The organism is Tamilnaduibacter salinus (genome assembly GCF_003096655.1).
GTDB lineage: Bacteria > Pseudomonadota > Gammaproteobacteria > Pseudomonadales > Oleiphilaceae > Tamilnaduibacter > Tamilnaduibacter salinus.
On record NZ_QEKQ01000006.1, the window covers coordinates 16,929 to 38,241 of the forward strand.

Below are 21,313 nucleotides of genomic sequence, written 5' to 3' on the forward strand. Positions count from 1 at the left end.
CCTAAAGTTCAGCAGCGACTTCCGTCCCCTGGCGGATCGCGCGCTTGGCGTCCAGCTCCTCGGCCACGTCCGCCCCGCCGATCAGCCGGGAGCGGATGCCCCGCTCGGTGAGCTGGTCATGCAGGTCGCGGAAGGACACCTGGCCGGCGCAGACCACCACATTGTCCACGTCCAGCACCCGCTTCTCGGGGTTCTTGCCGTCCTTGACGGTGAGGGTGATGTGCAGGCCGTCGTCGTCGATCCGTTCATAGGTGACGCCGCGCATCATCTCGACGTCCCGGTGCTTGAGGCTGTTGCGGTGCACCCAGCCGGAGGTCTTGCCCAGGCCGCCGCCCACCTTGGTGGTCTTGCGCTGCATCAGGTAGATCTTGCGCGGGCTGGTGGTGGCGCCGCGCTCGGTCAGGCCACCGGGGCCATCGAAGTCCGGCGACACACCCCATTCGCGCTGCCACTCGCTGACGGAGACCTGTTCGCCCTCGGCATGGCCGGTCGCATCATGAGTCAGGAATTCGCTGACGTCGAAGCCGATGCCCCCGGCGCCGATGACGGCCACCGAATCACCCACCGGTTTGTCGTGACGCAGCACATCGAGATAGCCCATAACCTTGGGATGGTCGATGCCTTCGATGGTCGGTGTACGGGGTTTGACGCCGGTGGCAATCAGCACGTCATCAAACCCGTCTTTCGACAGCGCGTCGGCGTCCACACGGGTATTGAGGCGCAGATCGATGCCCAACAGTTCAATCTGGCGCTGGTAGTAGCGCAGCGTTTCGTAGAACTCTTCCTTGCCCGGAATGCGCTTGGCGTAGTTGAACTGGCCGCCGATCCGGTCGTCCGCTTCGAACAGCGTGACCCTGTGGCCGCGTTTGGCGGCGGTCGTTGCGGCCGCCAGCCCGGCCGGTCCGGCTCCGACAACGGCCACCTGGCGTTGTACCGGGGCGACGGTCAGGGTCAGCTCGGTCTCGTGGCACGCGCGCGGATTGACCAGACAGGAGGCGCGTTTGAGCTGGAAGACATGGTCCAGGCAGGCCTGGTTGCAGGCAATACAGGTGTTGATCTCATCCGACCGGCCCTGCTCGGCCTTGCGCATGAACTCACTGTCCGCCAGGAACGGGCGCGCCATGGACACCATGTCCGCCTTGCCGGCCGAGAGAATGTCTTCGCCCTTCTCCGGCGTGTTGATGCGGTTGGTGGTGCACAGCGGGATGTCCACTTCGCCGTAGAATTTGGCGGTCACATCCGCGAAGCCACCCCGCGGCACCGAGGTGACGATGGTCGGCACCCGCGCCTCGTGCCAGCCGATGCCGGTGTTGATGATGGTGGCGCCGGCTTTCTCAATGGCCTTGCCGAGGGTGACCACCTGATCCCAGGTCTGGCCGCCTTCCACCAGATCCAGCATGGACAGGCGATAGATGAGGATGAACTCCGGCCCCACCGCTTCGCGGATGCGACGGACGATCTCCACCGGTAGCTGCATGCGGTTCTCGAACGGGCCACCCCATTTGTCCTTGCGATGGTTGGTGCGCTCGCACAGGAACTGGTTGATGAAATAGCCTTCCGAGCCCATTACCTCGACGCCGTCATACCCGGCCATTTTGGCCATTTTGGCGGCGTTGACGAAGGCATTGATCTGCTTGTCCACGCCTTTCGTGGACAGCGCGCGCGCCTTGAACGGTGTGATCGGGGCCTTGGTAGCCGAGGCCGAGACCGAGAACGGGTGATAGCCATAGCGCCCCGCGTGCAGCAGCTGCAGGCAGATCTTGCCGCCGGCATCGTGCACGGTGCTGGTCACATGGCGATGCATCAGGGCGGTGCGGCGGTTGGTCATCATCGACGACAGCGGCGCGAGCTGGCCGACAAAACTCGGCGAGAAGCCGCCCGTGACCATCAGTCCCACGCCGCCCTCGGCACGCTCGCCGAAATACCGGGCCAGCTTGTGGATGTTCCAGAAGCGGTCTTCCAGGCCCGTGTGCATCGAGCCCATCAGGACGCGGTTTTTCAGCTCGGTGAATCCCAGATCAAGGGGTTCGAGAAGATGCGGATAGGGGGCAGTCATGGTCTCACCAGTGCGTTGTCATCAGGAGTGTCCGATTTTGGCGGCGGCTTTTGTGTCGTTCTTTCCAGCCGTCACTTTCCAAACCGGCTGGGAATGGTAGCATAGCGATCTTTCGACGAAAGTATGAGGGCAAGTCACCCATGAGCCACGAGAGCGTCGACCGGGTCCTGCTGGACATAGAAGACGGGATTGCGACCGTCATTCTCAACCGCCCGGACAAATACAATGGCCTGGATATGCCCATGTTCGAGGCCATCACGCGAACGGCAAAGCGCCTTCGCCACGATCGATCCCTGCGGGCCGTGGTCCTGCTCGGCGCCGGCGACGCATTCTGTTCGGGGCTCGACGTCGCCACCGTCTCCAAGAACCCTCTCAATTTCCTCAAGCTGCTCGCCAAGCCGGGTCGGCGCATCAGCAATATGGCACAGGATGTCGGCTATCAATGGCGTCAGCTGCCGGTGCCGGTGATTGCGGTCACCCACGGCTACTGCTTTGGAGGCGGCCTGCAACTGGCACTGGGCGCGGATTTCCGCTTTTCGACGCGGGACTGCGAATTCGCGATCATGGAGAGCAAGTGGGGGCTGATTCCCGACATGAGCCTGATGACCACCCTGCCCGATCTGATGCCGATGGACCAGGCAAAGGAACTGGCCATGACCGCCCGTCGTGTCAAGGGCGATGAAGCGAAATCGCTGGGGCTGGTCACACGACTGAGCGACGACCCGTTCAACGACGCGCGGGCGTTCGCGAAGGAACTGGCCAACCGGTCCCCGGACGCGATGTCCGCGACCAAGCAGCTGTTCAACAATGCCTGGCGGGCCGGCGACAAAACCGCGCTGGCCGAAGAGACGCGGCTTCAGAAGAAGATTCTGGCCCGAACAAACCAGCGCACAGCGGTTGCCAGAAACACCAGCGACTCGGAGCGGCCCTACCACAATCGCCGCTGGGGCCTGTAATCAAGCGGCCATACAAACCGGGAGATCCCCTTTCCTCGCCAACGGCGGCGACCAAGGCTCTGTCTTGACGTTTCCCTGAGTGGCCGTATGATCGTTGGTCGCCACGAACGGTCGGCAGACCGGTGTCGTGTCGGCTAAGCTGTGTGCATTCCGGATACACCGGTGTGCGGTCCACCCCATACCGACGAATAAACAACGAGGTGGTTGATGTCGCTAGCGCTGGTCGTCATGCTCCCTTTTATGGGCGCGGTTATCGCGCCCCAGTTCGCCCAGGCCGGGCGAACAGCGATTGCGATCGCATCGAGCGTCCCTTCTCTGGTCGCTCTGATGACACTGTTCCCTTACTGGGAACGGCTCGCTGGCGGCAACGCAGTGATCCAGCATGTCGAATGGCTCCCTCAGATCGGACTGTCTCTGAGCTTCCGGCTGGATGGTCTGGCATTGCTGTTTGCCCTGCTGATCCTGGTGATTGGCATCCTGATCATCCTGTACGCGCGCTATTACCTGAAGAAGCACGAGAACGTCGGCAAGTTCTATTCGCTGCTCCTGCTGTTTCAGGGCGCCATGCTGGGCATCGTGCTATCCAACAACCTGCTGCTGATGCTGGTGTTCTGGGAGCTGACCAGCGTCGTCTCGTTTCTGCTTATCAGTTTCTGGAATCATAAGCAGGACGCCCGTCGCGGCGCCCGGATGGCGCTCGCCATTACCGGCGGCGGTGGGCTCGCCTTGATGGCGGGCGTTCTGCTCATTGGGCAGATCGTTGGCAGCTACGAGCTTGAGGTCGTTCTGGCCGCTGGTGATCAGATTCGCGCGCACGCTCTCTACCCGATCACTCTGGCGCTGATTCTTGTCGGAGCGTTCACGAAATCGGCGCAGTTCCCGTTCCATTTCTGGTTACCGCATGCGATGCAGGCCCCCACCCCTGTCTCGGCCTACCTGCACTCCGCCACCATGGTAAAAGCGGGTATTTTTCTGATGGCGCGCCTGTATCCGGCGCTGGCCGGAACAGAGCAGTGGTTCTATATGGTCAGCTTCACCGGAATGATCACCCTGCTGATTGGCGCCTACGTGGCCATGTTCAAGCACGACCTGAAAGGTCTGTTGGCTCACTCGACTGTCAGCCATCTGGGGCTGATTACTCTGCTGTTCGGCATGGGCACCAAGCTGGCTGCGGTGGCGGCCGTCTTCCATGTCGTCAACCATGCCACGTTCAAGGCATCACTGTTCATGGCGGCCGGCATCATAGACCATGAAACCGGCACTCGTGACATGCGCAGGATCAACGGCCTGTGGCGATACATGCCTCACACGGCCACGCTGGCCATGGTGGCGGCCGCGTCCATGGCGGGTGTCCCACTGCTGAACGGGTTCATCAGTAAAGAGATGTTCTTTGCCGAAGCCCTTGAACTGAATCTGCCCGGCATCTGGGCTTACCTGCCGCCCCTGGTGGCCACTCTCGCCGGTATATTTGCAGTCGCTTATTCGGCTCGCTTTATCCACGACGTCTTCTTCAATGGCCAGCCCAAGAACCTGCCCGTTTTTCCTCCTCATGAACCGCCCCGGTATATGAAGATTCCGGTCGAAATTCTGGTTTTCGCCTGCCTGGCCGTTGGCATGTTCCCGGCATTTTCCGTCGGACCGTTGCTCTTTATCGCCGCTTCCGCAACGTTGGGCGGGGAAGTCCCAGATTACACGCTAGCCGTGGCGCACGGATTCAATCTTCCTCTGCTGATGAGCTTTGCCGCGTTTTCAGGCGGGCTCGTCATGTACAGTCAGCGCCAGCGCTTCTTCGACTTTCACGAACGTTTCAAGGAGATTGATGAAAAGGCCGTGTTTGAATCCGTGGTGACGTGGGTCGGCAACCTCTCTGAACGCGTTACCAATAAACTGGAAAACGGCTCCCTGCAGCGATACGCCCTTCTTTTATTCCTGACCGCTTTCACGGTAACCCTCTGGCCGCTTACCGAACTCGGTTTCTCCATAGGCAGCAACGAGCTAAGCCCCGTCGATTATCCATCGGCACTGGGTGCGCTGGTGCTGATCGGAGCGGCCATCGGAACCGTGGTCATGCACCGACAGAGATTGACGTCGCTCATTCTTCTGAGTGTGGTCGGGCTGCTTGTGGCCGTTGCCTTTGCCACATTCTCCGCGCCGGACCTCGCCTTGACTCAGCTGTCGGTTGAGGTCGTTACCATCATCTTGCTCGTACTGTCGCTGTTTTATCTGCCCGCCCAAACGCCGGTCGAAACAACAGCGTTCACTCGCTGGCGGGATGTTGGCATTGCGCTGGCTGCCGGAATTGGCATGACGCTGGTAACGCTGGCCTTACTGACACGGCCGTTTTCGTCGATCTCAGAATTCTTTCTCGAAAACAGTAAGCCCGGAGGGGGTGGCACCAACGTCGTGAACGTCATCCTCGTGGATTTCCGTGGGTTCGATACGTTGGGTGAGATTACGGTTCTCGCCATTGCGGCGCTCGGTATCTATTCCATGATGAAGTACACCAAGCTGCAAGCACCCGCAACCGACCGACTGGGGAATCCGTGGAGCAAAGATCCCCATCCGACGATGCTGATGCAGATTTCCCGGCCCCTCCTGCCGCTGGCTCTAATGGTGTCTGTCTTTATCTTCCTCCGGGGGCATAACCTGCCAGGTGGCGGCTTTATTGCTGGCCTGATCACTGCGGTGGCTCTGATATCCCAGTACATCGCCAGCGGCGTCGACTGGAGTGAACAGCGCGTGAAAACGCCCTACCAGATCGTGGTTGCACTTGGCGTTGCCATAGCCACATTGACCGGTGTTGGGAGCTATGCCTTTGGGTATCCATTCCTGACATCCTGGTTCACCTATGCCTCGCTTCCGGTGATCGGAAAATTTGAACTGGCGACTGCCATGATTTTCGACCTTGGTGTCTACCTGACTGTCGTTGGCGCCACTCTGCTCGCCCTCACGAGCCTTGGTAAGCTTTCTGATCCGTCAACCAAAGTCTCAGCGAGCCATAACGAGGGAGGGGTCTGACTTGGAACTCGTATTTGCTTTAGCCATTGGCACACTGACCAGTACCGGCATCTACCTCATGCTGCGCGCCAGAACCTTCCCCGTCGTCCTTGGACTGACTCTGCTTTCCTATGGGGTGAACCTGTTCCTGTTTTCAACCGGTCGCCTCGTGCGTGATGGGCAGCCCATCATTGGCGGTGCCGATATTTACAGCGATCCGCTCCCTCAGGCGCTTGTGCTGACTGCCATCGTCATTGGGTTTGCGATGACGGCGTTTCTGGTGACGCTGGCGCTGCGCAGCCATGCCGATACCGGCGTGGACCATGTGGATGGGGCAGAACAGTCATCAACGACCAAAGAGTCGTCGGGTAGGGAGGAGGCCGACCAATGAATAATTGGTTAACCGCACCAATCCTGATTCCCCTGCTTGGCGGCGTTTTGCAGATCTTCATGTCCTATGCGCCCATGCAGCTGCGCCGGACGCTGGCTCTGACAACGACCATCCTCACTCTGCTTGCCGCTATTGTTCTTCTGGGACTGGCGGACGATGGCAGTTATCGCGTCTACGCGCTCGGCAATTGGCAGCCGCCTTTTGGCATTATGCTGGTCCTGGATCGGCTGGCCGCGCTCATGCTGATTGTGACCGCAGTCCTGGCCCTGTTCTGCCACATTTACGCGTTTCAAAAAACAGACACCCAGGGGCCGCACTTCCACACGCTGTTCCTGTTCCAGCTCACGGGGCTGAACATTGCGTTTCTGACCGGCGACCTGTTCAACCTGTTTGTCGCGTTTGAAGTGCTGCTGATCGCGTCCTACGGCCTGCTACTGCATGGCGGCGGAACCACACGCACGGTAGCTGGCCTTCACTACGTCGTCCTGAACCTGATCGGCTCGGCACTGTTTCTCTTCAGCGTGGGTATGATCTACAGCGTGACGGGCACCCTGAACATGGCTGACCTGGCGGTGAAAGTCCCCCAGCTAAGCAGTGAAAATCTTCCACTCGTCAAGACTGGCGGCCTGCTTTTGCTGGTTGTATTCGGTCTGAAATCGGCAATCCTGCCACTGTGCTTCTGGCTACCGCGGGCCTACTCCAATGCGACGGCTCCGGTCGCCGCTCTCTTTGCCGTAATGACCAAGGTTGGCATCTACGCAATCCTTCGAGTGTACACCCTCATCTTTGGCGAGAATGCGGGCGAACTGGCCCATCTGGGAATGAACTGGCTGTTCCCAACGGCACTGTTTACTCTTGCCATCGGAGTGATTGGATTGCTCGGTTCAAAGAAACTGAAAACCATGATTGCCTGGCAGGTCATTATATCAGTGGGCACCATGCTGGCCGCCATTGGCCTCACAACGCCAGCAGGTATTTCCGCCGCCCTGTTCTATCTCATCAATACAACCTGGGTTGTTGGCGGACTGTTTCTTCTTGCGGATCTGGTGTCCAGCCAGCGCGGTTCTGCCGACGACAGGATTGTGACAGCGCCGAAGATGCGCAATAACGCATTGTTGGGCACTCTGTTCCTGATCAGTGCGGTGGCCGCTATTGGCCTGCCCCCACTGAGTGGTTTTTTCTCAAAACTGCTGATACTCCAGGCCGCAACTCCAGGCACCGAAATGGTGCTGCTTTGGTCCGTGATTCTGGTTGGGGGATTCTTTACCCTGATCGCCTATAGTCACGCAGGAAGCATCGTTTTCTGGCGAAACAGCGAGGGCCATATAAAACATGACGGCAAGCTCGGTTTACCGGTGACCTTGTCAACAGCGGGCTTGGTCGGGCTCAGCCTTGTGATTGTCGCACTCGCTGGCCCAATAAATCGCTACACCGAGGCAACCGCCGCACAATTGAACAGCCCCGCGGGCTACACCGAAGTCCTTCAAATGCCTGTTGTTACGGAGAGCCGCCGATGAACGCACGCTTCGGCCTGCCGCACCCGCTACTGAGCTTCGCGCTTTTTTTTGTTTGGCTGATGCTGGCCGGAGCATCAGCGGGCTATGTCGTGCTCGGGCTGCTGCTCGCCTGGATCCTGCCACTGGTAACCCGTGGGTTCTGGCCTGATACGCCGCGTATCAAAAAGCCCTGGAAGCTCTTGCCCTACACCCTCAAGGTCATACTGGACATTATCATCGCCAGCCTGACCGTCGCGCGTCTGGTTCTGAGCTTCCGGCGCAAGCCACAACCCGCGTTCGTTTGTTACCCGCTGACTCTGACGGACCCAATGGGAATCACCATGCTGGCCAGCACGATCTCACTGACGCCCGGCACCGTGAGCGCAGACGTCAGCGATGATCACAGAGTCCTGTTAATTCACGCAGTCGACGTCAGTGACGACCAGGAGCTCATTGAGGACATTCACGATCGATACGAAAAGGCCTTGCTTGAGGTGTTCCAATGATTGAAATTGCCCTTAAGGTCACGATCGCTTTAATTGCGTTGGCTGTCGTGCTGAATGTCTACCGTCTGATCCGGGGACCAGACGCCACAGACCGGGTGCTGGCCCTTGATACGCTATACATCAATGCGATTGCTCTGATCCTGTTGCTGGATATTCAGTTAGACACTCGTCTGTATCTCGAATCAGCCCTGCTCATCGCAGTCATGGGCTTTATCGGCACGGTCGCACTGGCGAAATATCTCAAACGCGGCAGCGTCATTGAATGACTGAGCCTTCGCCTAAGGCAGAGCCGTGCCGCACCGACTGGAGGGAACATCGATGACACTCGCAATCGAACTGGGTATCTCGATACTGTTGATCATCGGCGGTGTGTTTGCCCTTATTGGCGCAATTGGCCTCGCGCGCTTGCCAGACTTCTACACCCGTCTTCATGGCCCGACCAAGGCGACCACCATTGGCGTCGGAAGCATTGCTCTGGCCTCGTTTGCATACTTTGCCGGCGCCAATGCCAGTTATGACCTGATTGAGCTGCTGATCATGGTCTTCCTTTTTATGACCGCACCGATCAGCGCGAATTTTCTGGCAAAAGCCGCGATGCACCTCAAAGTAAAGACCACGGATAACACCCGCGGCCAACCCTGGGACCAGTGAGTCCTCCGGTGTCTTTGATTCAGTGCACGCGCTTACATCTAACGTCCTGCAAACTCTGAGGAATCTTGCCATCCCGAATGAGCTCGGATAGGCTCTAAACTCCTTTTTGTCGTTGACTCGTATTGTCAACCAGATATCTGCCCGGAGGCGGAGCGCCTTTGCCTAGGTCTACAGGGAACACACTCGAATGATGCTGCTGGCTGTGCTGTCCGGTTTTTTGCTGGCCTTGGCGGTACCCGTGCTTTACCGCTTGACAGGGCGTTATATCGGCTGGTTTCTGGCGCTACTGCCAGCCTCACTGACGGCTTACTTCGCTGGCCTGATTCCCGCAATTCGTGATGGCGGTTCTCTGCTGATTGAAAACCAGTGGATGCCAGGCCTCGGCGTGTCTCTCGATTTCTTGGTCGATGGCCTGTCTCTGGTGTTTGCGCTGCTGATCAGCAGCATTGGCACCTTCATCCTCATTTATGCCGGGTCCTACCTGAAAGGCCATCGGGATCTCGCCAGATTTTACGTCATCATGCTGTCGTTCATGGCTTCAATGCTGGGGCTGGTGCTGTCCGATAACCTCATTGCGTTCTTTGTCTTCTGGGAACTGACCAGTATCACGTCCTACTTGTTGATCGGCTTCAACCATGAGGATGTCGAGGCGAGAAAGTGCGCGCTGCAGGGGTTATTCGTCACAGCCGGTGGCGGATTGGTCCTGATGGCGGGTCTCATTCTGCTGATCTTCATTACTGGCAGTTACTCGTTCGCTGACATTCTGTCATCCGACGTTTCAATCCATGATCACGGATACTACACCGCCGCTGCGATCTGCATTCTGATTGGCGCCTTCACCAAGTCAGCCCAAGTGCCTTTCCATTTCTGGCTACCAAACGCCATGGCCGCCCCCACCCCGGTTTCGGCATTCCTGCACTCAGCTACTATGGTGAAAGCAGGCATCTATTTGCTGGCACGCCTGAACTCGTCCATGGGAGAAACGCCCCTCTGGAGCCATACCCTGATGGTAGTTGGTACGGTAACGATGATTACCGGCACCTATCTGGCGTTCAGCAGCACAGGCATCAAGAAGGTTCTGGCCTACTCGACCGTTTTTGCCCTGGGCACCCTGACCCTCATGATCGGAGTTGGGACAGAGCTGGCAATCACCGCCTTCGTCTGCATGCTCGTCGCTCATTCCCTTTATAAAGGCGCGCTGTTTATGCTCGCAGGCGCGCTGGACCATGAAACCGGCACCAAGGACCTCACCAAAATGGGGGGGCTCAGGCGTAGCATGCCTTGGACGTCCGCCATTGCCTGCATGGCGGTACTCTCGCTGGCCGGCATCCCGCCACTCTTTGGGTTCGTGGCCAAAGAACTCATTTTCGAGTCTCTGCTGAATGCGCCCGTTGGTGGTTGGGCACTGACGACATTCGCACTGGTGTCTTCCATTCTTCTGGTGGCAGTGGCGTGTCTGGTGTTCTTCAAGCCGTTTTTCGGGCCACCCCAGGCCACGCCCAGACAGCCGCACGAAGCGCCTTTTTCAATGCTGATCGGCCCGGCCACACTCTCACTGTTCAGTCTGTTTTTTGGTCTGGCGCCATTCGTGCCGGAGGTGCTTCTTCTCAACCCCGCAGTGACTGCAATCTTTGGCGGTGATGTTCAGACGGCTCTGGCGCTGTGGCACGGCGTCAATATCCCGCTCATGCTCTCCGTTGTCAGCCTGCTGGCAGGCTCGCTCCTGTTTGCCCGCTGGCAGGCTCTGCAACCCGGACTTGCTATCATCAATACGGTCGCTGGCCGGGTTGGGCCGGAAGCCGCCTATTTCCGCATGATGCAGGGGATTACCCAGATCGCTGGCTGGCAAACACGCCTGTTGCAAAACGGCGTCCTTGGGGTTTATCTACTGACGCTTGTGCTGGTCACTTTCGGTCTGACCGGCTATACGCTGTTCTCGCGAAACGGCATCCATCTCAGCCTCGATTTCAGCGACGGCTATTTCTACGAATTCGGCATCGCACTTCTGATCGTCACGGCAACCGTTTTTGCCAGCATTACCAAGTCCCGTCTGGGCTCTGTTGCATCCATGGGGGTTCTGGGTTTCGGGGTGGCACTGATTTTCATTCACTTCAGCGCTCCGGACCTTGGCATCACACAGTTGCTGGTTGAGACGCTCACCGTGATACTCCTGGTTCTCGTGTTGTTCAAGCTGCCGCCGTTCGCGAGTTTCTCTTCCCCGCTGGAACGCTGTCGGGATCTTGCGGTCGCCGTTTTCGCGGGTGTGGTCATGACCCTGCTGACACTTGCCGTTCTGGACATCCGGTACTTTGACAGTATTTCGAGATACTACATTGAAAACAGCTATGAGATGGCGTTTGGAAAGAACATTGTCAATGTGATTCTCGTGGACTTCAGGCAACTGGACACACTGGGGGAAATCTTCGTCCTCGGTCTTGCCGCAATCGGGGTCTACGCGATGGTCAAACTCAAGGCTGAGGACCAGCACAAGCCATGAAGTCCAACACGCTCATTCTTCGCACCGCTGCGCTTGCCATCATGCCGCTACAGCTCATGTTTTCGGTATTCCTGCTGCTGCGTGGGCACGACGAGCCCGGGGGCGGGTTTATTGGTGGCTTGGTTGCGGCCAGCGCTTTCGTGCTCTATGCCTTTTCTTTCGGAGTGGGGTCCACGCGCAAACTGTTGCGTGTGAGTCCCAAAGACCTGCTTGCTGTCGGTCTACTGTTCGGACTGGCCTCAACCATCCCCTCGCTGCTGGCCGGCGAGGCGATGTTAACCGCCATGTGGTGGCAATTGCCCCTGCCCGGTGAAGGGTATCTGAAACTATCAACGGTACTGGTCTTCGACATTGGTGTTTATCTTGCCGTTCTGGGCACACTGATGACATTCGTAATCGGGCTGATGGAGTCATGAGAGTGATGGGAACCGCGACCAACCTGCCGCGAGGAACTCTATGGAAACCCTGATGGCGTATGTCATAGGCATTTTGTTCGCCGCCAGTATCTACATGATGCTCAGACGATCCATCGTAAAATTGGTGATCGGCCTGATTATCCTGAGCAACGCGGCCAATCTCCTGATTTTTGTTGTCTCCGGGCTGACAAGAGGCAGCCCACCCCTGATACCGGACGGCGCAGGTGAGGTGACCGGCGTCGTGGCTGACCCGCTCCCGCAGGCGCTCATTCTTACAGCCATTGTGATCGCCTTCAGCGTGCTGGCTTTTGCCGTTGTTCTGATACGCCGAGCCTACGAAGTGGTGGGCACCGATGACCTGGATGAGATGAAGGATACGGACACTTGAAGCTGGAAGTTGTTCTCCCGATTCTTATTCCCCTGACCGCAGGGGCTTTATCACTGGCGCTTTGGCGCTCTGTCCGCCTACAGCGCCTGCTTGGCGTTCTGGCCACCGGCCTTTTACTGGCGGCCGGAATCTGGCTCATGCGCTCGACCGTCGAACAAGGTTTTCTGGTGGTCGAAATGGGCAGTTGGCCAGCTCCCTACAGCATCGTGTTTGTATCCGATGTTCTCAGCGCCATTATGGTCCTACTCACTGGCATTATCGGCCTCGCCATCGCGATCTACTCTCTGGCCTCAACCCCCACAGGCCACGAAAAATTCGGCTATTACCCACTGATGCACCTTCTGCTGGCCGGAGTGGCGGGCGCTTTTCTCACGGGCGACATTTTCAACCTGTTTGTCTGGTTTGAGGTGATGCTGCTGGCCTCGTTTGCCCTGCTTACCCTCGGCGGTGAGCGCGCACAGATGGAGGGTGCAATCAAGTATGTGACCCTGAATCTGTTCTCGTCAGCCCTGTTCCTCTCCGCTGTCGGTCTACTCTATGGAATGGTCGGCACCCTGAACATGGCGGATATTGCGCAAAAGGTAAACAGCCTGGAAGACCCTGGGATGATCACCGTCGTCTCCCTGATGTTTATGATTTCGTTTGGCATCAAAGCCGCCGCTTTCCCTCTGTTTTTCTGGCTGCCCGCGTCTTATCACACCCCCCAGGTCGCTGTTTCGGCCCTCTTCGCCGGGTTGCTTACCAAAGTTGGGGTCTACGCTCTGTACCGGGTGTTCACGCTGATGTTCACCCAGGATATCGGTTACACCCATAACATCCTTTTGTGGGCTGCTGCACTGACCATGCTGACCGGCGTGCTCGGGGCAGCTGCGCAGTTCGAGTTTCGCCGTATTCTCTCATTTCATATTGTCAGCCAGATCGGTTACATGCTTTTGGGACTCGCTCTGCTCTCGCCTCTGGCACTGGTAGGTGGGGTGTTTTACATCATGCACCATATCATCGTGAAGACGAACCTGTTCCTGGTCAGTGGCATCACCTATCGCCTGATGGGCAGCTATGAGCTGAAAGATCTCGGTGGCTTCTACCGTCAGCGACCTTACCTGGCAATCCTGTTTTTAATCCCGGCGCTGTCACTGGCTGGTATTCCACCCCTGTCGGGTTTCTTTGCCAAGTTTATTGTTGTCCGGGCGAGTCTGGAGTCCAGTGAATACCTCATCGCCGCTATTGCCTTAGTGGTTGGCCTACTGACGCTGTATTCGATGATCAAGATCTGGGCCGAGGTGTTCTGGAAACAGGTTCCTGATCATGTGACTGATGGCGGCGGACTGAACTCGGGACTCCAACCGAGACACACCCTGGCCTATTATGCGCCGGTTATTGGCCTGGCCACCTGCACACTCATTATTGGCCTCTACGGTCAGCCAATATACTCACTCGCCGAAATGGCCGCCCATCAACTGATGAACCCGCAGCTCTATATCGACGCGGTTCTTGGGGGGCAAGCGAAATGATTGGTCTATTCTGGAACCTCCTGCTCGCCCTGGCCTGGGTCGCATTGAGCGGCAGCGTCACGGGCATGAATCTGCTTGCCGGCTTTCTCTTCGGCTACCTTGCGCTCATGGTCTTGCAGAATCAGATCCCCGTTCTCAAAGGTTATTCCCGGAGAATTCCCCGGCTTGGCGCGTTTCTGGTTTTTTTTCTGAAAGAGTTGGTGAAATCGAACGTCCGGGTGGCTTATGACATTGCAACACCCGTTTGGTATATGAACCCGGGGGTGATCGCGTTCCCTCTGGAAGCGCGCACCGATATGGAAATCATGTTTCTGAGCAGCGTCATTTCGCTGACACCAGGCACGTTGAGTCTGGACGTTTCCGACGATCGTCGTGTTCTGTTCATCCACGCCATGTTTCTTCAGGATGAGGATCAGCTCAGAAACGACCTGAGGGAACTGGAGCACCGAATTCTGAAGATTATGCGTTAGGAGCTTACCGTGCTCAGTATTGCTATTGATGTTGTCTATTTCATGTTATCTCTGGCGTTGCTGTTTGCATTTATTCGTCTGACTCGGGGGCCTTCCCTGCCGGACCGGGTCGTTGCTCTGGAACTAATCGCATCGGTGGTTTTTGGTTACGTAGGCGTACACGCCATTGATACCGGGGTATCCAGTTTTCTGGATGTCGCCATTGTCATCGCCCTGACGGCTTTTCTGGCAGCGATTGGCTTTGCCAGGTTTGTGGAACGGGGGGCAAAGGAATGAGCGAGGCGGTTGTTTCGATCCTGCTGGTGGCAGGGGCTTCCTTCATGATGCTTGCCGCTATCGGGATTCTGAGGTTGCCCGATTTGACCACCCGCATGCATGCCTCCACAAAGGCGGGCGCCATGGGTGCGATGCTGGTTATGATCGGCGTTGCAGTCCACTTTGCTGATAGTGCCGTTTCGACAAGGGCCCTCGCATTTATCGTGTTTGTGTTACTGACTGCGCCGGTCGCCGCTCACGTGATTGCCAGAGCCGGTTACTTCACGGGCATCGATCTCTGGCCGGGATCGGTCAAGGACGAGTTGAGAGAGCGCTATGATCCGGACACTCACACGCTTTCCAGCGGACTTGAACACGATTCGCAGCACACGGAAAACTCGGAGCCGCCCAGCTGACAATCCGCCCCACCACGCAGTGCATTGACAGCAGACACCCAAAGCCTGCGTTCAGTTATGCCCCCATTGCAGACGACCTCAAGAAGCACAGATTCAAAGTCATTACTGACATCGACGTCTCTTTTCGTGACATCTATCTGCCGGTGGAAATCTGTGGCAGATTGAGGGTTATCCGTTAACAAAACCAACAAACACGAGGAAGGGGCAACAATGGCTAACACCCGCCTTCTGCCGTCGGCAGACAACGCCTACCAATATCCGCTGCTGATCAAACAGCTTTTGCTGTCCGGTCCACGCTACAACCCGGACCAGAAAATCGTCTACGCCGACCGCAGCGAGTACACGTATCGCGACCTGGTGGACCGCATCCACCGGCTCGCCCATGCGCTGACCGATGCGGGCGTGAAGCCCGGTGACACGGTCGCGGTGCTGGACTGGGACACGCCCCGGTACCTGGAATGCTTCTTCGCGATCCCCATGATCGGCGCGATTCTGCACACCGTGAACGTGCGGCTGGCGCCGGAGCAGATCGTCTACACCATGAATCACGCCGAGGACGATCTGGTGATCGTTCACGACGATTTCGCCCCTCTCATCGAGAAAGTGAGCGGCGATTTGGAGACCGTGATCGGTTACATCCAGGTTACCGACAGCGAGCAGGCGGTCAGTACCGGCCTGAAGAACGTCAAAGGCGAATACGAGCAACTGCTGAGTCAGTCCGACAACAGGTTCGACTTCCCGGACTTTGACGAGAACAGCATCGCCACGACCTTTTATACGACCGGCACCACCGGCAATCCCAAGGGCGTTTTCTTCAGCCATCGGCAACTGGTTCTGCACACGATGACGGCGGCCGCCACCATGGGCTGCAGCGATGAGATGCCGTTGCTGCGTTCATCCAGCGTTTACATGCCTGTGACCCCGATGTTCCACGTTCACGCCTGGGGTGTGCCCTACGCCGCGACCATGATGGGCATCAAACAGGTCTACCCCGGACGCTATGAGCCGGAACTGCTGGTGGACCTGCTCAAGACCCACAAGGTGACCTTCTCCCACTGCGTACCGACCATCATGCAGATGATGCTCGCCACCGAGTCCATCAAGACTGCGGACCTGAGCAACTGGCATGTGCTGATCGGCGGCAGCGCCCTGACCGAAGGATTGTGCAAGGCCGGCGCGAAGCTCGGAATCCGCATGTACACCGGTTATGGCATGTCCGAGACCGCCCCGCTGCTGGCCGCCACGTACCTCAAGCCGGAGGATCTGGAGTTGCCGCTGGAACAGCAGACCGACAAGCGCATCAAGACCGGCATTCCGGTCCCGATGGTGGATCTGCGCATCATCGACGGCAACGGCGAGTCGCTGCCCCATGATGGCAAGGCACAGGGCGAAGTGGTCGCCCGCTCACCATGGCTGACGCAGGGCTACCTGAAGAACCCGGAAAAGAGCGAGGAACTCTGGGACGGTGGCTGGCTGCATACGGGGGACGTGGCGTCCATCGAGCCGGACAACACGCTGGTGATCCGCGACCGCATCAAGGACGTGATCAAGACCGGCGGCGAGTGGCTGTCATCACTGGATCTGGAGAACCTCATCAGCCAGCATCCGGCTGTCGCGGCGGCCGCGGTGGTGGGTGTGCCGGACGAGAAATGGGGCGAGCGTCCCCACGCGGTGGTGGTTCTGCAGCAGGGCCAGACGGCCACGCTGGAAGACATCCAGACCCATCTCCAGCAGTTCGTGGACCGGGGCGACATCAACAAATGGGCCATTCCGTCCGCCGTGGACTTTACCGAGGATATCCCCAAGACCAGCGTTGGCAAGGTCAACAAAAAGCTGATCCGGGATCAGATCCAGCAGTAATCCGGCTACTGGTCCTCCGCCCCGCCGGACTCCGATGGGGCCGACAGGATGCGCGCCTCAATCACGCGCCGGATCGCCTTGTTCAGAGTGATCCGGCGCTTTTCCTGCGCATGGCGTCGAGCCCGCTCGCGGGCCAGTGACTGGCCGGAATCCGACACCACGGCCTGGAAATGCGTCCGGACCGCCTGGCGATACTGGTCGAACGCTGCCTCGCAGCCGGCCTGTGCCGCACGGGCGATGTCACTGGGCGGCGCGTCCGGGAAGCCGGCAAACCGGTCCACCTGCTCGGCCATGCAGGCCTGATAGGCGCCAAAGCGACTGCTGATGGCCTCTCGGTGGGCTTTCTCCCGCTCAGCAGAGACCGTCGGCTGCAGCGCACTGCAGCCGGTCAGCATCAGCAGGCCGATGACCAGCCCGCCACGGCGAACCAGACCCGGCTCAGGCAAAGGCATACTCACCACCCGCTTCAAGCGCCCGCTGATAGGCCGGACGGGCCTGATAGCGCGCCACGTAGTCGCGGATGGCCGGTCGGTTGCCGACAGTGCCCCGCGCGACCGAGGCTTCCAGCGGGAAACTCATCTGCACATCCGCCGCCGTCAGCCGGTCCCCGACAAACCAGCTGCGCTCTTTCAGATGCGCCTCAATGAAGTCCAGATGCCGCTGGATCTGCGGCGCCAGGAAGGTGCTCTGGGTTTTGTCCGCAATCTGACGGGCAATCGGTTTGGCAAAAAACGGCATGGGGCTGTTCTTGATCTTCTCGAACACCAGTCGCATCACCAGCGGCGGCATCAACGATCCTTCCGCGTAGTGCATCCAGTAGCGATAGTCGATACGCTCCTGTGGTTCGTCGCCCGGTCGCATCATGCCATCGCCATAGGTGTCCGCCAGATACTCGAGGATGGCTCCGGATTCGGCGATGGTCAGCTCACCGTCCGTCAGCACCGGCGATTTACCCAGCGGATGCACGGCCTTGAGGCTTTCCGGCGCCAGCATGGTCTCCGGATTCCGCTCGTAGCGCTGGATTTCGTAGGCCTCGCCCAGTTCCTCGAGCATCCAGAGAACCCGCTGAGAACGGGAGTTGTTCAGGTGATGGACGGTAATCATGATCATTCCTTTGTTGGGTGAACGTAACCCCGTGGCTACGCCCTGACCGGCGGCACGGATCAGACGCTGGTGAACGCGAAGTCGACATCCGGCTGCCGGCCCGAGATGATGTCCGCCAGTGCCGCCGCCGAACCACACGAATGCGTCCAGCCGAGTGTGCCGTGGCCGGTATTGAGATACAGGTTCCGGTAGCGGGTGCGACCGATATACGGCACGTTGGACGGCGTTGCGGGGCGCAGGCCGGCCCAGAACTCGGCCTGGTCCCAATAACCGGCATCCGGCATGAGTTCGGCCGTGCGCCGGACGATGGCCCGGCAGCGCTGCAGATTGAGGTCCCGGTTGTAGCCATTCAGCTCGGCGGTGCCGGCCACCCGCATACGGTCACCAAGCCGGGAATAGACCAGTTTGTACTGATCATCCGTCAGGCTGACCTCATAGGCGACTTTCGGGTCCTTGACCGGCACAGTGATGGAGTAGCCCTTCGCCGGATAGATATTCAGCCGCACCCCGAGCGGGCGCGCCATGATCGGACTGTAGCTGCCCAGGCTCAGCACATAGCCATCGCCCCGCAGGGTACGGTGCGAGCCGTTGTGGATGACCCGGACACCGGTCACGTCGCTGCTGTTGTGCTCCAGGCCCACCACTTCGGTTTCGTAGAGAAACTCAACGCCCGCCGCCTCGGCCTTTTCCGACAGCGCCTGGGTGAATTTGCGGGCATCGCCGGACTCGTCCTGGGCGGTGTAGGTGCCACCGACAATCTGGTGGCGGGCCGGTCGCAGCGCCGGTTCGAGCTCCACCACCCGGTCGGCGTCGATCACATCCCGCTGGCAGCCCAGCTCGCGCATGATCCGGGCCGGTTCCTGGGCGCCCTCGAATTCCTTGTAGTTCGTGTAGAAGTGGAGGATGCCCTGCTCTCTCTGGTCATAGTCGAGGTTCAGGTCCTCCCGCAAAGCCTGGAGCCTCTGCCGGCTGTAGGTGCCAATGTTGACCATCTGGCGGATATTGAAACGGGCCCGGGCGGCGGTGCACTGACGCAGGAAATTCAGCCCCCAGAGCCACTGAGCCGGATCCAGGCGCAATTTGAAGAGCAGGGGCGCCTCCGGGTCGCCCAGCCACTTGAGGAGCTTCAGGGGCGCCGACGGATTGGCCCAGGGTTCGGCATGGGACACGGAGACCTGGCCCCCATTGGCATAACTGGTTTCACGGGCCGCACGGGTCTGGCGTTCGATGACCGTGACCTCGTGACCGGCCTGTTTCAGGTACCACGCGGTGGTCACCCCAACAACGCCCGCACCGAGAACCAGAATATGCATGGATGCACTCCTCCTGTGGCTTCAACAATATACGTCAGATATGGATCGGGGCCGGCCGCTCAACCGCCGGCTTTCTTCACGGTCCACCCTTCTTTCTCCAGAAGCGGCAGAAGAACGTCCCGCTGGTCGCCCTGAATCTCCACAATGCCATCCCGCACGGTGCCGCCCGTGCCGCATTTGGCCTTGAGTTTTTTGGCGTAGTCCTTGAGCTCTTTGCCGGCGAGCGGGATGCCGGTCACCAGCGTCACGCCCTTCCCTTTGCGCCCCTTGGTTTCGCGTTTGAGGCGGACAATGCCGTCACCCTCCGGTACCGGCGACTCACTGCGACAACGACACTCATCCACGGGCTCGCGACAGTCCGGGCACATGCGTCCGCTCTCGGTGGAAAACACCAGACCGCCATCGCGGTTTTTCTTTCCCATCACCCCTCCTGTTCTGATATCACGTTCCGAATAACCAGATGAGCAACGCGGCGAAGAACCCCTTTCTGGACCGGTCCCGAGCCAGCCGGCTCAGTCGCGGCGCCTCCCCGGTATCCCGGTACGCCTGCCCCGGGGCCAGGGACTCGTCCACCACGTCGGAACGGTCTTCACTCAACACGCGCTCGGCACGCTCGACATCGCCCTCATCCACCTGTAGCCGCACACCGCCCAGCGCATTGGAATAGAGCCACTGCATATGAATCGTGTGTTCGTCCGCGATAATGGCCTGAATGCCTTCGGATTCCAGGCGCCCGCGATCCAGATGCGCCTCCATCGGCAGTGTGTAGCGTCTCAGCGTCACCCAGCTCATCGCAATGGCCTGTTCAGGCGTCAGAACCGTCCGGGGGATAACGCTCGAACATCGCCCGGATCACCTCATCAATGACGTCGCGTCGCGTCTCGGGGGACTGGTCTTCGTTCAGGTACCGTCGGCCAATGCCCTTCCAGATAACCTGATTACGGGCCCGATCCACCAGTTCCACCACGAGCTTACCTTCTTTGACTTCCTCGACGCGCGGCGGGAAGCTCAGGCCGAATCCGAAGTTCCCCCGGCCAAGCCCCAGCCCATAGGAGAAACCATCCGTCTCCAGACGCTGTTTCTGCTCAATACGGTAGCGAACCATCAGGTCTGTCGGGCCGGCTTCCGCCAGCGACAGGGATTCACCCGCCATCGCGGTTTCAATGGCATCCCGGATGCGAGCGTCATCCAACCCCACGACTCCGGGCTTTCCGGACTCGTCGGAAGCCGACGCGAAACGCCAGGTCTGATAGTCGTCGAAGGGGGCGGCGACATCGTAATCCGTGGTCGCCAGGCTGGCGCATCCGGCCAGCCAGAACACCATGATAAGGCTCAGTACGGCACGCATGGGTTGTCTCTCCGTTATTCCGTTTCGGCCTGTCGTTCGATGCCATTGGCCTGGCAGAACGACCGCAGCTCACTCTCAAGCACCGTGGGCAGACCCACCTGCATCAGAACGCCCTGTCCATAATCTACGTTCAATACGTCGGCTCCGTTCTGCTGACACCAGAGCCGGACCGGCTGCTCGTCAGCGAAGCCCATCGTCAGTTCGACGACCGAACGGGGCTGGCGTTCCTCCGTCGGCACGGCGGACAGAACCGATTCCGCCGCGCCGGCGTATGCCCGGACAAGCCCGCCGGCACCGAGTTTGATGCCGCCAAAGTAACGGATCACGACCACCATGACGTCACCGAGGTTTTTGTGCTGAATGACGCCGAGAATCGGCTTGCCCGCCGTCCCCGAAGGCTCGCCGTCGTCATTCATCGCGGCCTGGGTGGCCGATTCGGGAGCGCCGATCTGGTAGGCCCAGCAATGGTGACGGGCATCCGGATGGTCCAGCCGGGCCTGGTCGAGGAAGGTCATGGCCTCATCCCGGTTCGTGACACGGGCAATGCGGGCTATGAAGCGGCTTTTGCGGACCACCGTTTCTCGCTCGATGGCCGCCGCCGGAATCGGATACGCTGTCGCCATCGTCTCCCTGTCGGTTACGGCAGTAATGACACTAGTGTACCAGTTCATCGTCCGGACGG

The 21,313-nt window shown here is 59.1% G+C and carries 23 protein-coding genes; 15 read left to right on the forward strand and 8 right to left on the reverse strand.

Annotated features, from left to right (window positions below):
• Position 1 precedes the first annotated feature (1 nt).
• Entirely contained in the window at positions 2 to 2,056 is a 2,055-nt protein-coding gene (locus tag C8D92_RS09745; RefSeq protein ID WP_116919264.1) for an NADPH-dependent 2,4-dienoyl-CoA reductase, read from the reverse strand.
• 140 nt (positions 2,057 to 2,196) lie between these two features.
• Here C8D92_RS09745 and C8D92_RS09750 point away from each other — a divergent pair, with 140 nt between their 5' ends.
• From C8D92_RS09750 to C8D92_RS09820, 15 genes are all read left to right on the forward strand, one after another.
• Positions 2,197 to 3,012: a crotonase/enoyl-CoA hydratase family protein gene (locus C8D92_RS09750; RefSeq protein ID WP_116919265.1), complete on the forward strand. Its 816-nt coding sequence runs from the start codon at positions 2,197 to 2,199 to the stop codon at positions 3,010 to 3,012.
• Between the two features lie 207 nt (positions 3,013 to 3,219).
• Entirely contained in the window at positions 3,220 to 6,030 is a 2,811-nt protein-coding gene (locus tag C8D92_RS09755) for a monovalent cation/H+ antiporter subunit A (protein ID WP_116919266.1), read from the forward strand.
• Between the two features lies 1 nt (position 6,031).
• Entirely contained in the window at positions 6,032 to 6,400 is a 369-nt protein-coding gene (locus tag C8D92_RS09760) for a Na+/H+ antiporter subunit C (RefSeq protein WP_095611126.1), read from the forward strand.
• The gene (locus C8D92_RS09765) at positions 6,397 to 7,917 is read left to right on the forward strand and encodes a monovalent cation/H+ antiporter subunit D (RefSeq protein ID WP_116919267.1); all 1,521 of its coding nucleotides are present in this window, start codon (positions 6,397 to 6,399) and stop codon (positions 7,915 to 7,917) included. Before C8D92_RS09760 ends, C8D92_RS09765 begins: the two co-directional genes overlap by 4 nt.
• Positions 7,914 to 8,402: a Na+/H+ antiporter subunit E gene (locus tag C8D92_RS09770; protein WP_095611128.1), complete on the forward strand. Its 489-nt coding sequence runs from the start codon at positions 7,914 to 7,916 to the stop codon at positions 8,400 to 8,402. The genes C8D92_RS09765 and C8D92_RS09770 overlap by 4 nt, the downstream gene beginning before the upstream one ends.
• Positions 8,399 to 8,668: a K+/H+ antiporter subunit F gene (locus C8D92_RS09775; RefSeq protein WP_095611129.1), complete on the forward strand. Its 270-nt coding sequence runs from the start codon at positions 8,399 to 8,401 to the stop codon at positions 8,666 to 8,668. Before C8D92_RS09770 ends, C8D92_RS09775 begins: the two co-directional genes overlap by 4 nt.
• Before the next feature lie 52 nt (positions 8,669 to 8,720).
• Positions 8,721 to 9,053, forward strand: coding sequence for a Na+/H+ antiporter subunit G (locus C8D92_RS09780; RefSeq protein ID WP_095611130.1), 333 nt, complete (start codon positions 8,721 to 8,723; stop codon positions 9,051 to 9,053).
• Positions 9,054 to 9,240: 187 nt separating this feature from the next.
• Positions 9,241 to 11,550: a putative monovalent cation/H+ antiporter subunit A gene (locus C8D92_RS09785; protein ID WP_116919268.1), complete on the forward strand. Its 2,310-nt coding sequence runs from the start codon at positions 9,241 to 9,243 to the stop codon at positions 11,548 to 11,550.
• The gene (locus C8D92_RS09790; RefSeq protein WP_116919269.1) at positions 11,547 to 11,966 is read left to right on the forward strand and encodes a Na+/H+ antiporter subunit B; all 420 of its coding nucleotides are present in this window, start codon (positions 11,547 to 11,549) and stop codon (positions 11,964 to 11,966) included. The genes C8D92_RS09785 and C8D92_RS09790 overlap by 4 nt, the downstream gene beginning before the upstream one ends.
• Positions 11,967 to 12,006: 40 nt before the next feature.
• Positions 12,007 to 12,354: a Na+/H+ antiporter subunit C gene (locus tag C8D92_RS09795; protein WP_095611133.1), complete on the forward strand. Its 348-nt coding sequence runs from the start codon at positions 12,007 to 12,009 to the stop codon at positions 12,352 to 12,354.
• Positions 12,351 to 13,865 carry a Na+/H+ antiporter subunit D gene (locus C8D92_RS09800; protein ID WP_116919270.1) on the forward strand — a complete coding sequence of 505 codons (1,515 nt, stop codon included), beginning with the start codon at positions 12,351 to 12,353 and terminating at the stop codon, positions 13,863 to 13,865. Before C8D92_RS09795 ends, C8D92_RS09800 begins: the two co-directional genes overlap by 4 nt.
• Complete coding sequence (locus tag C8D92_RS09805; RefSeq protein ID WP_116919271.1) at positions 13,862 to 14,335, forward strand: Na+/H+ antiporter subunit E; 474 nt, start codon at positions 13,862 to 13,864, stop codon at positions 14,333 to 14,335. The genes C8D92_RS09800 and C8D92_RS09805 overlap by 4 nt, the downstream gene beginning before the upstream one ends.
• A gap of 9 nt (positions 14,336 to 14,344) precedes the next feature.
• Complete coding sequence (locus C8D92_RS09810) at positions 14,345 to 14,611, forward strand: MrpF/PhaF family protein (protein WP_095611136.1); 267 nt, start codon at positions 14,345 to 14,347, stop codon at positions 14,609 to 14,611.
• Positions 14,608 to 15,006 carry a monovalent cation/H(+) antiporter subunit G gene (gene mnhG / locus C8D92_RS09815; RefSeq protein WP_095611137.1) on the forward strand — a complete coding sequence of 133 codons (399 nt, stop codon included), beginning with the start codon at positions 14,608 to 14,610 and terminating at the stop codon, positions 15,004 to 15,006. The genes C8D92_RS09810 and mnhG overlap by 4 nt, the downstream gene beginning before the upstream one ends.
• 210 nt (positions 15,007 to 15,216) lie before the next feature.
• Positions 15,217 to 16,866: a fatty acid--CoA ligase gene (locus C8D92_RS09820; protein WP_116919272.1), complete on the forward strand. Its 1,650-nt coding sequence runs from the start codon at positions 15,217 to 15,219 to the stop codon at positions 16,864 to 16,866.
• 5 nt (positions 16,867 to 16,871) lie between these two features.
• Here the strand turns inward: C8D92_RS09820 and C8D92_RS09825 are convergent, their stop codons facing one another.
• Genes C8D92_RS09825 through C8D92_RS09855 form a run of 7 tightly spaced genes read right to left on the reverse strand, consistent with a single transcriptional unit; the run spans position 16,872 to position 21,254 of the window.
• A complete protein-coding gene (locus C8D92_RS09825; protein WP_095611139.1) occupies positions 16,872 to 17,318 on the reverse strand; it encodes a hypothetical protein in 447 nt (148 codons plus the stop codon).
• Positions 17,305 to 17,970 (reverse strand): glutathione S-transferase family protein, encoded by a 666-nt coding sequence (locus C8D92_RS09830; RefSeq protein WP_116919273.1) that lies wholly within the window; start codon positions 17,968 to 17,970, stop codon positions 17,305 to 17,307. Before C8D92_RS09830 ends, C8D92_RS09825 begins: the two co-directional genes overlap by 14 nt.
• A gap of 59 nt (positions 17,971 to 18,029) precedes the next feature.
• Positions 18,030 to 19,283 carry a D-amino acid dehydrogenase gene (locus tag C8D92_RS09835; protein WP_095611141.1) on the reverse strand — a complete coding sequence of 418 codons (1,254 nt, stop codon included), beginning with the start codon at positions 19,281 to 19,283 and terminating at the stop codon, positions 18,030 to 18,032.
• A 59-nt stretch (positions 19,284 to 19,342) separates the two neighbouring features.
• Entirely contained in the window at positions 19,343 to 19,705 is a 363-nt protein-coding gene (locus tag C8D92_RS09840) for a translation initiation factor Sui1 (RefSeq protein ID WP_095611142.1), read from the reverse strand.
• A gap of 19 nt (positions 19,706 to 19,724) precedes the next feature.
• Complete coding sequence (locus tag C8D92_RS09845) at positions 19,725 to 20,075, reverse strand: putative signal transducing protein (RefSeq protein WP_095611143.1); 351 nt, start codon at positions 20,073 to 20,075, stop codon at positions 19,725 to 19,727.
• Positions 20,076 to 20,088: 13 nt separating this feature from the next.
• Positions 20,089 to 20,631 carry a DUF4136 domain-containing protein gene (locus tag C8D92_RS09850; protein ID WP_095611144.1) on the reverse strand — a complete coding sequence of 181 codons (543 nt, stop codon included), beginning with the start codon at positions 20,629 to 20,631 and terminating at the stop codon, positions 20,089 to 20,091.
• Between the two features lie 14 nt (positions 20,632 to 20,645).
• Entirely contained in the window at positions 20,646 to 21,254 is a 609-nt protein-coding gene (locus C8D92_RS09855; protein WP_095611145.1) for a YigZ family protein, read from the reverse strand.
• Between the last annotated feature and the right edge of the window lie 59 nt (positions 21,255 to 21,313).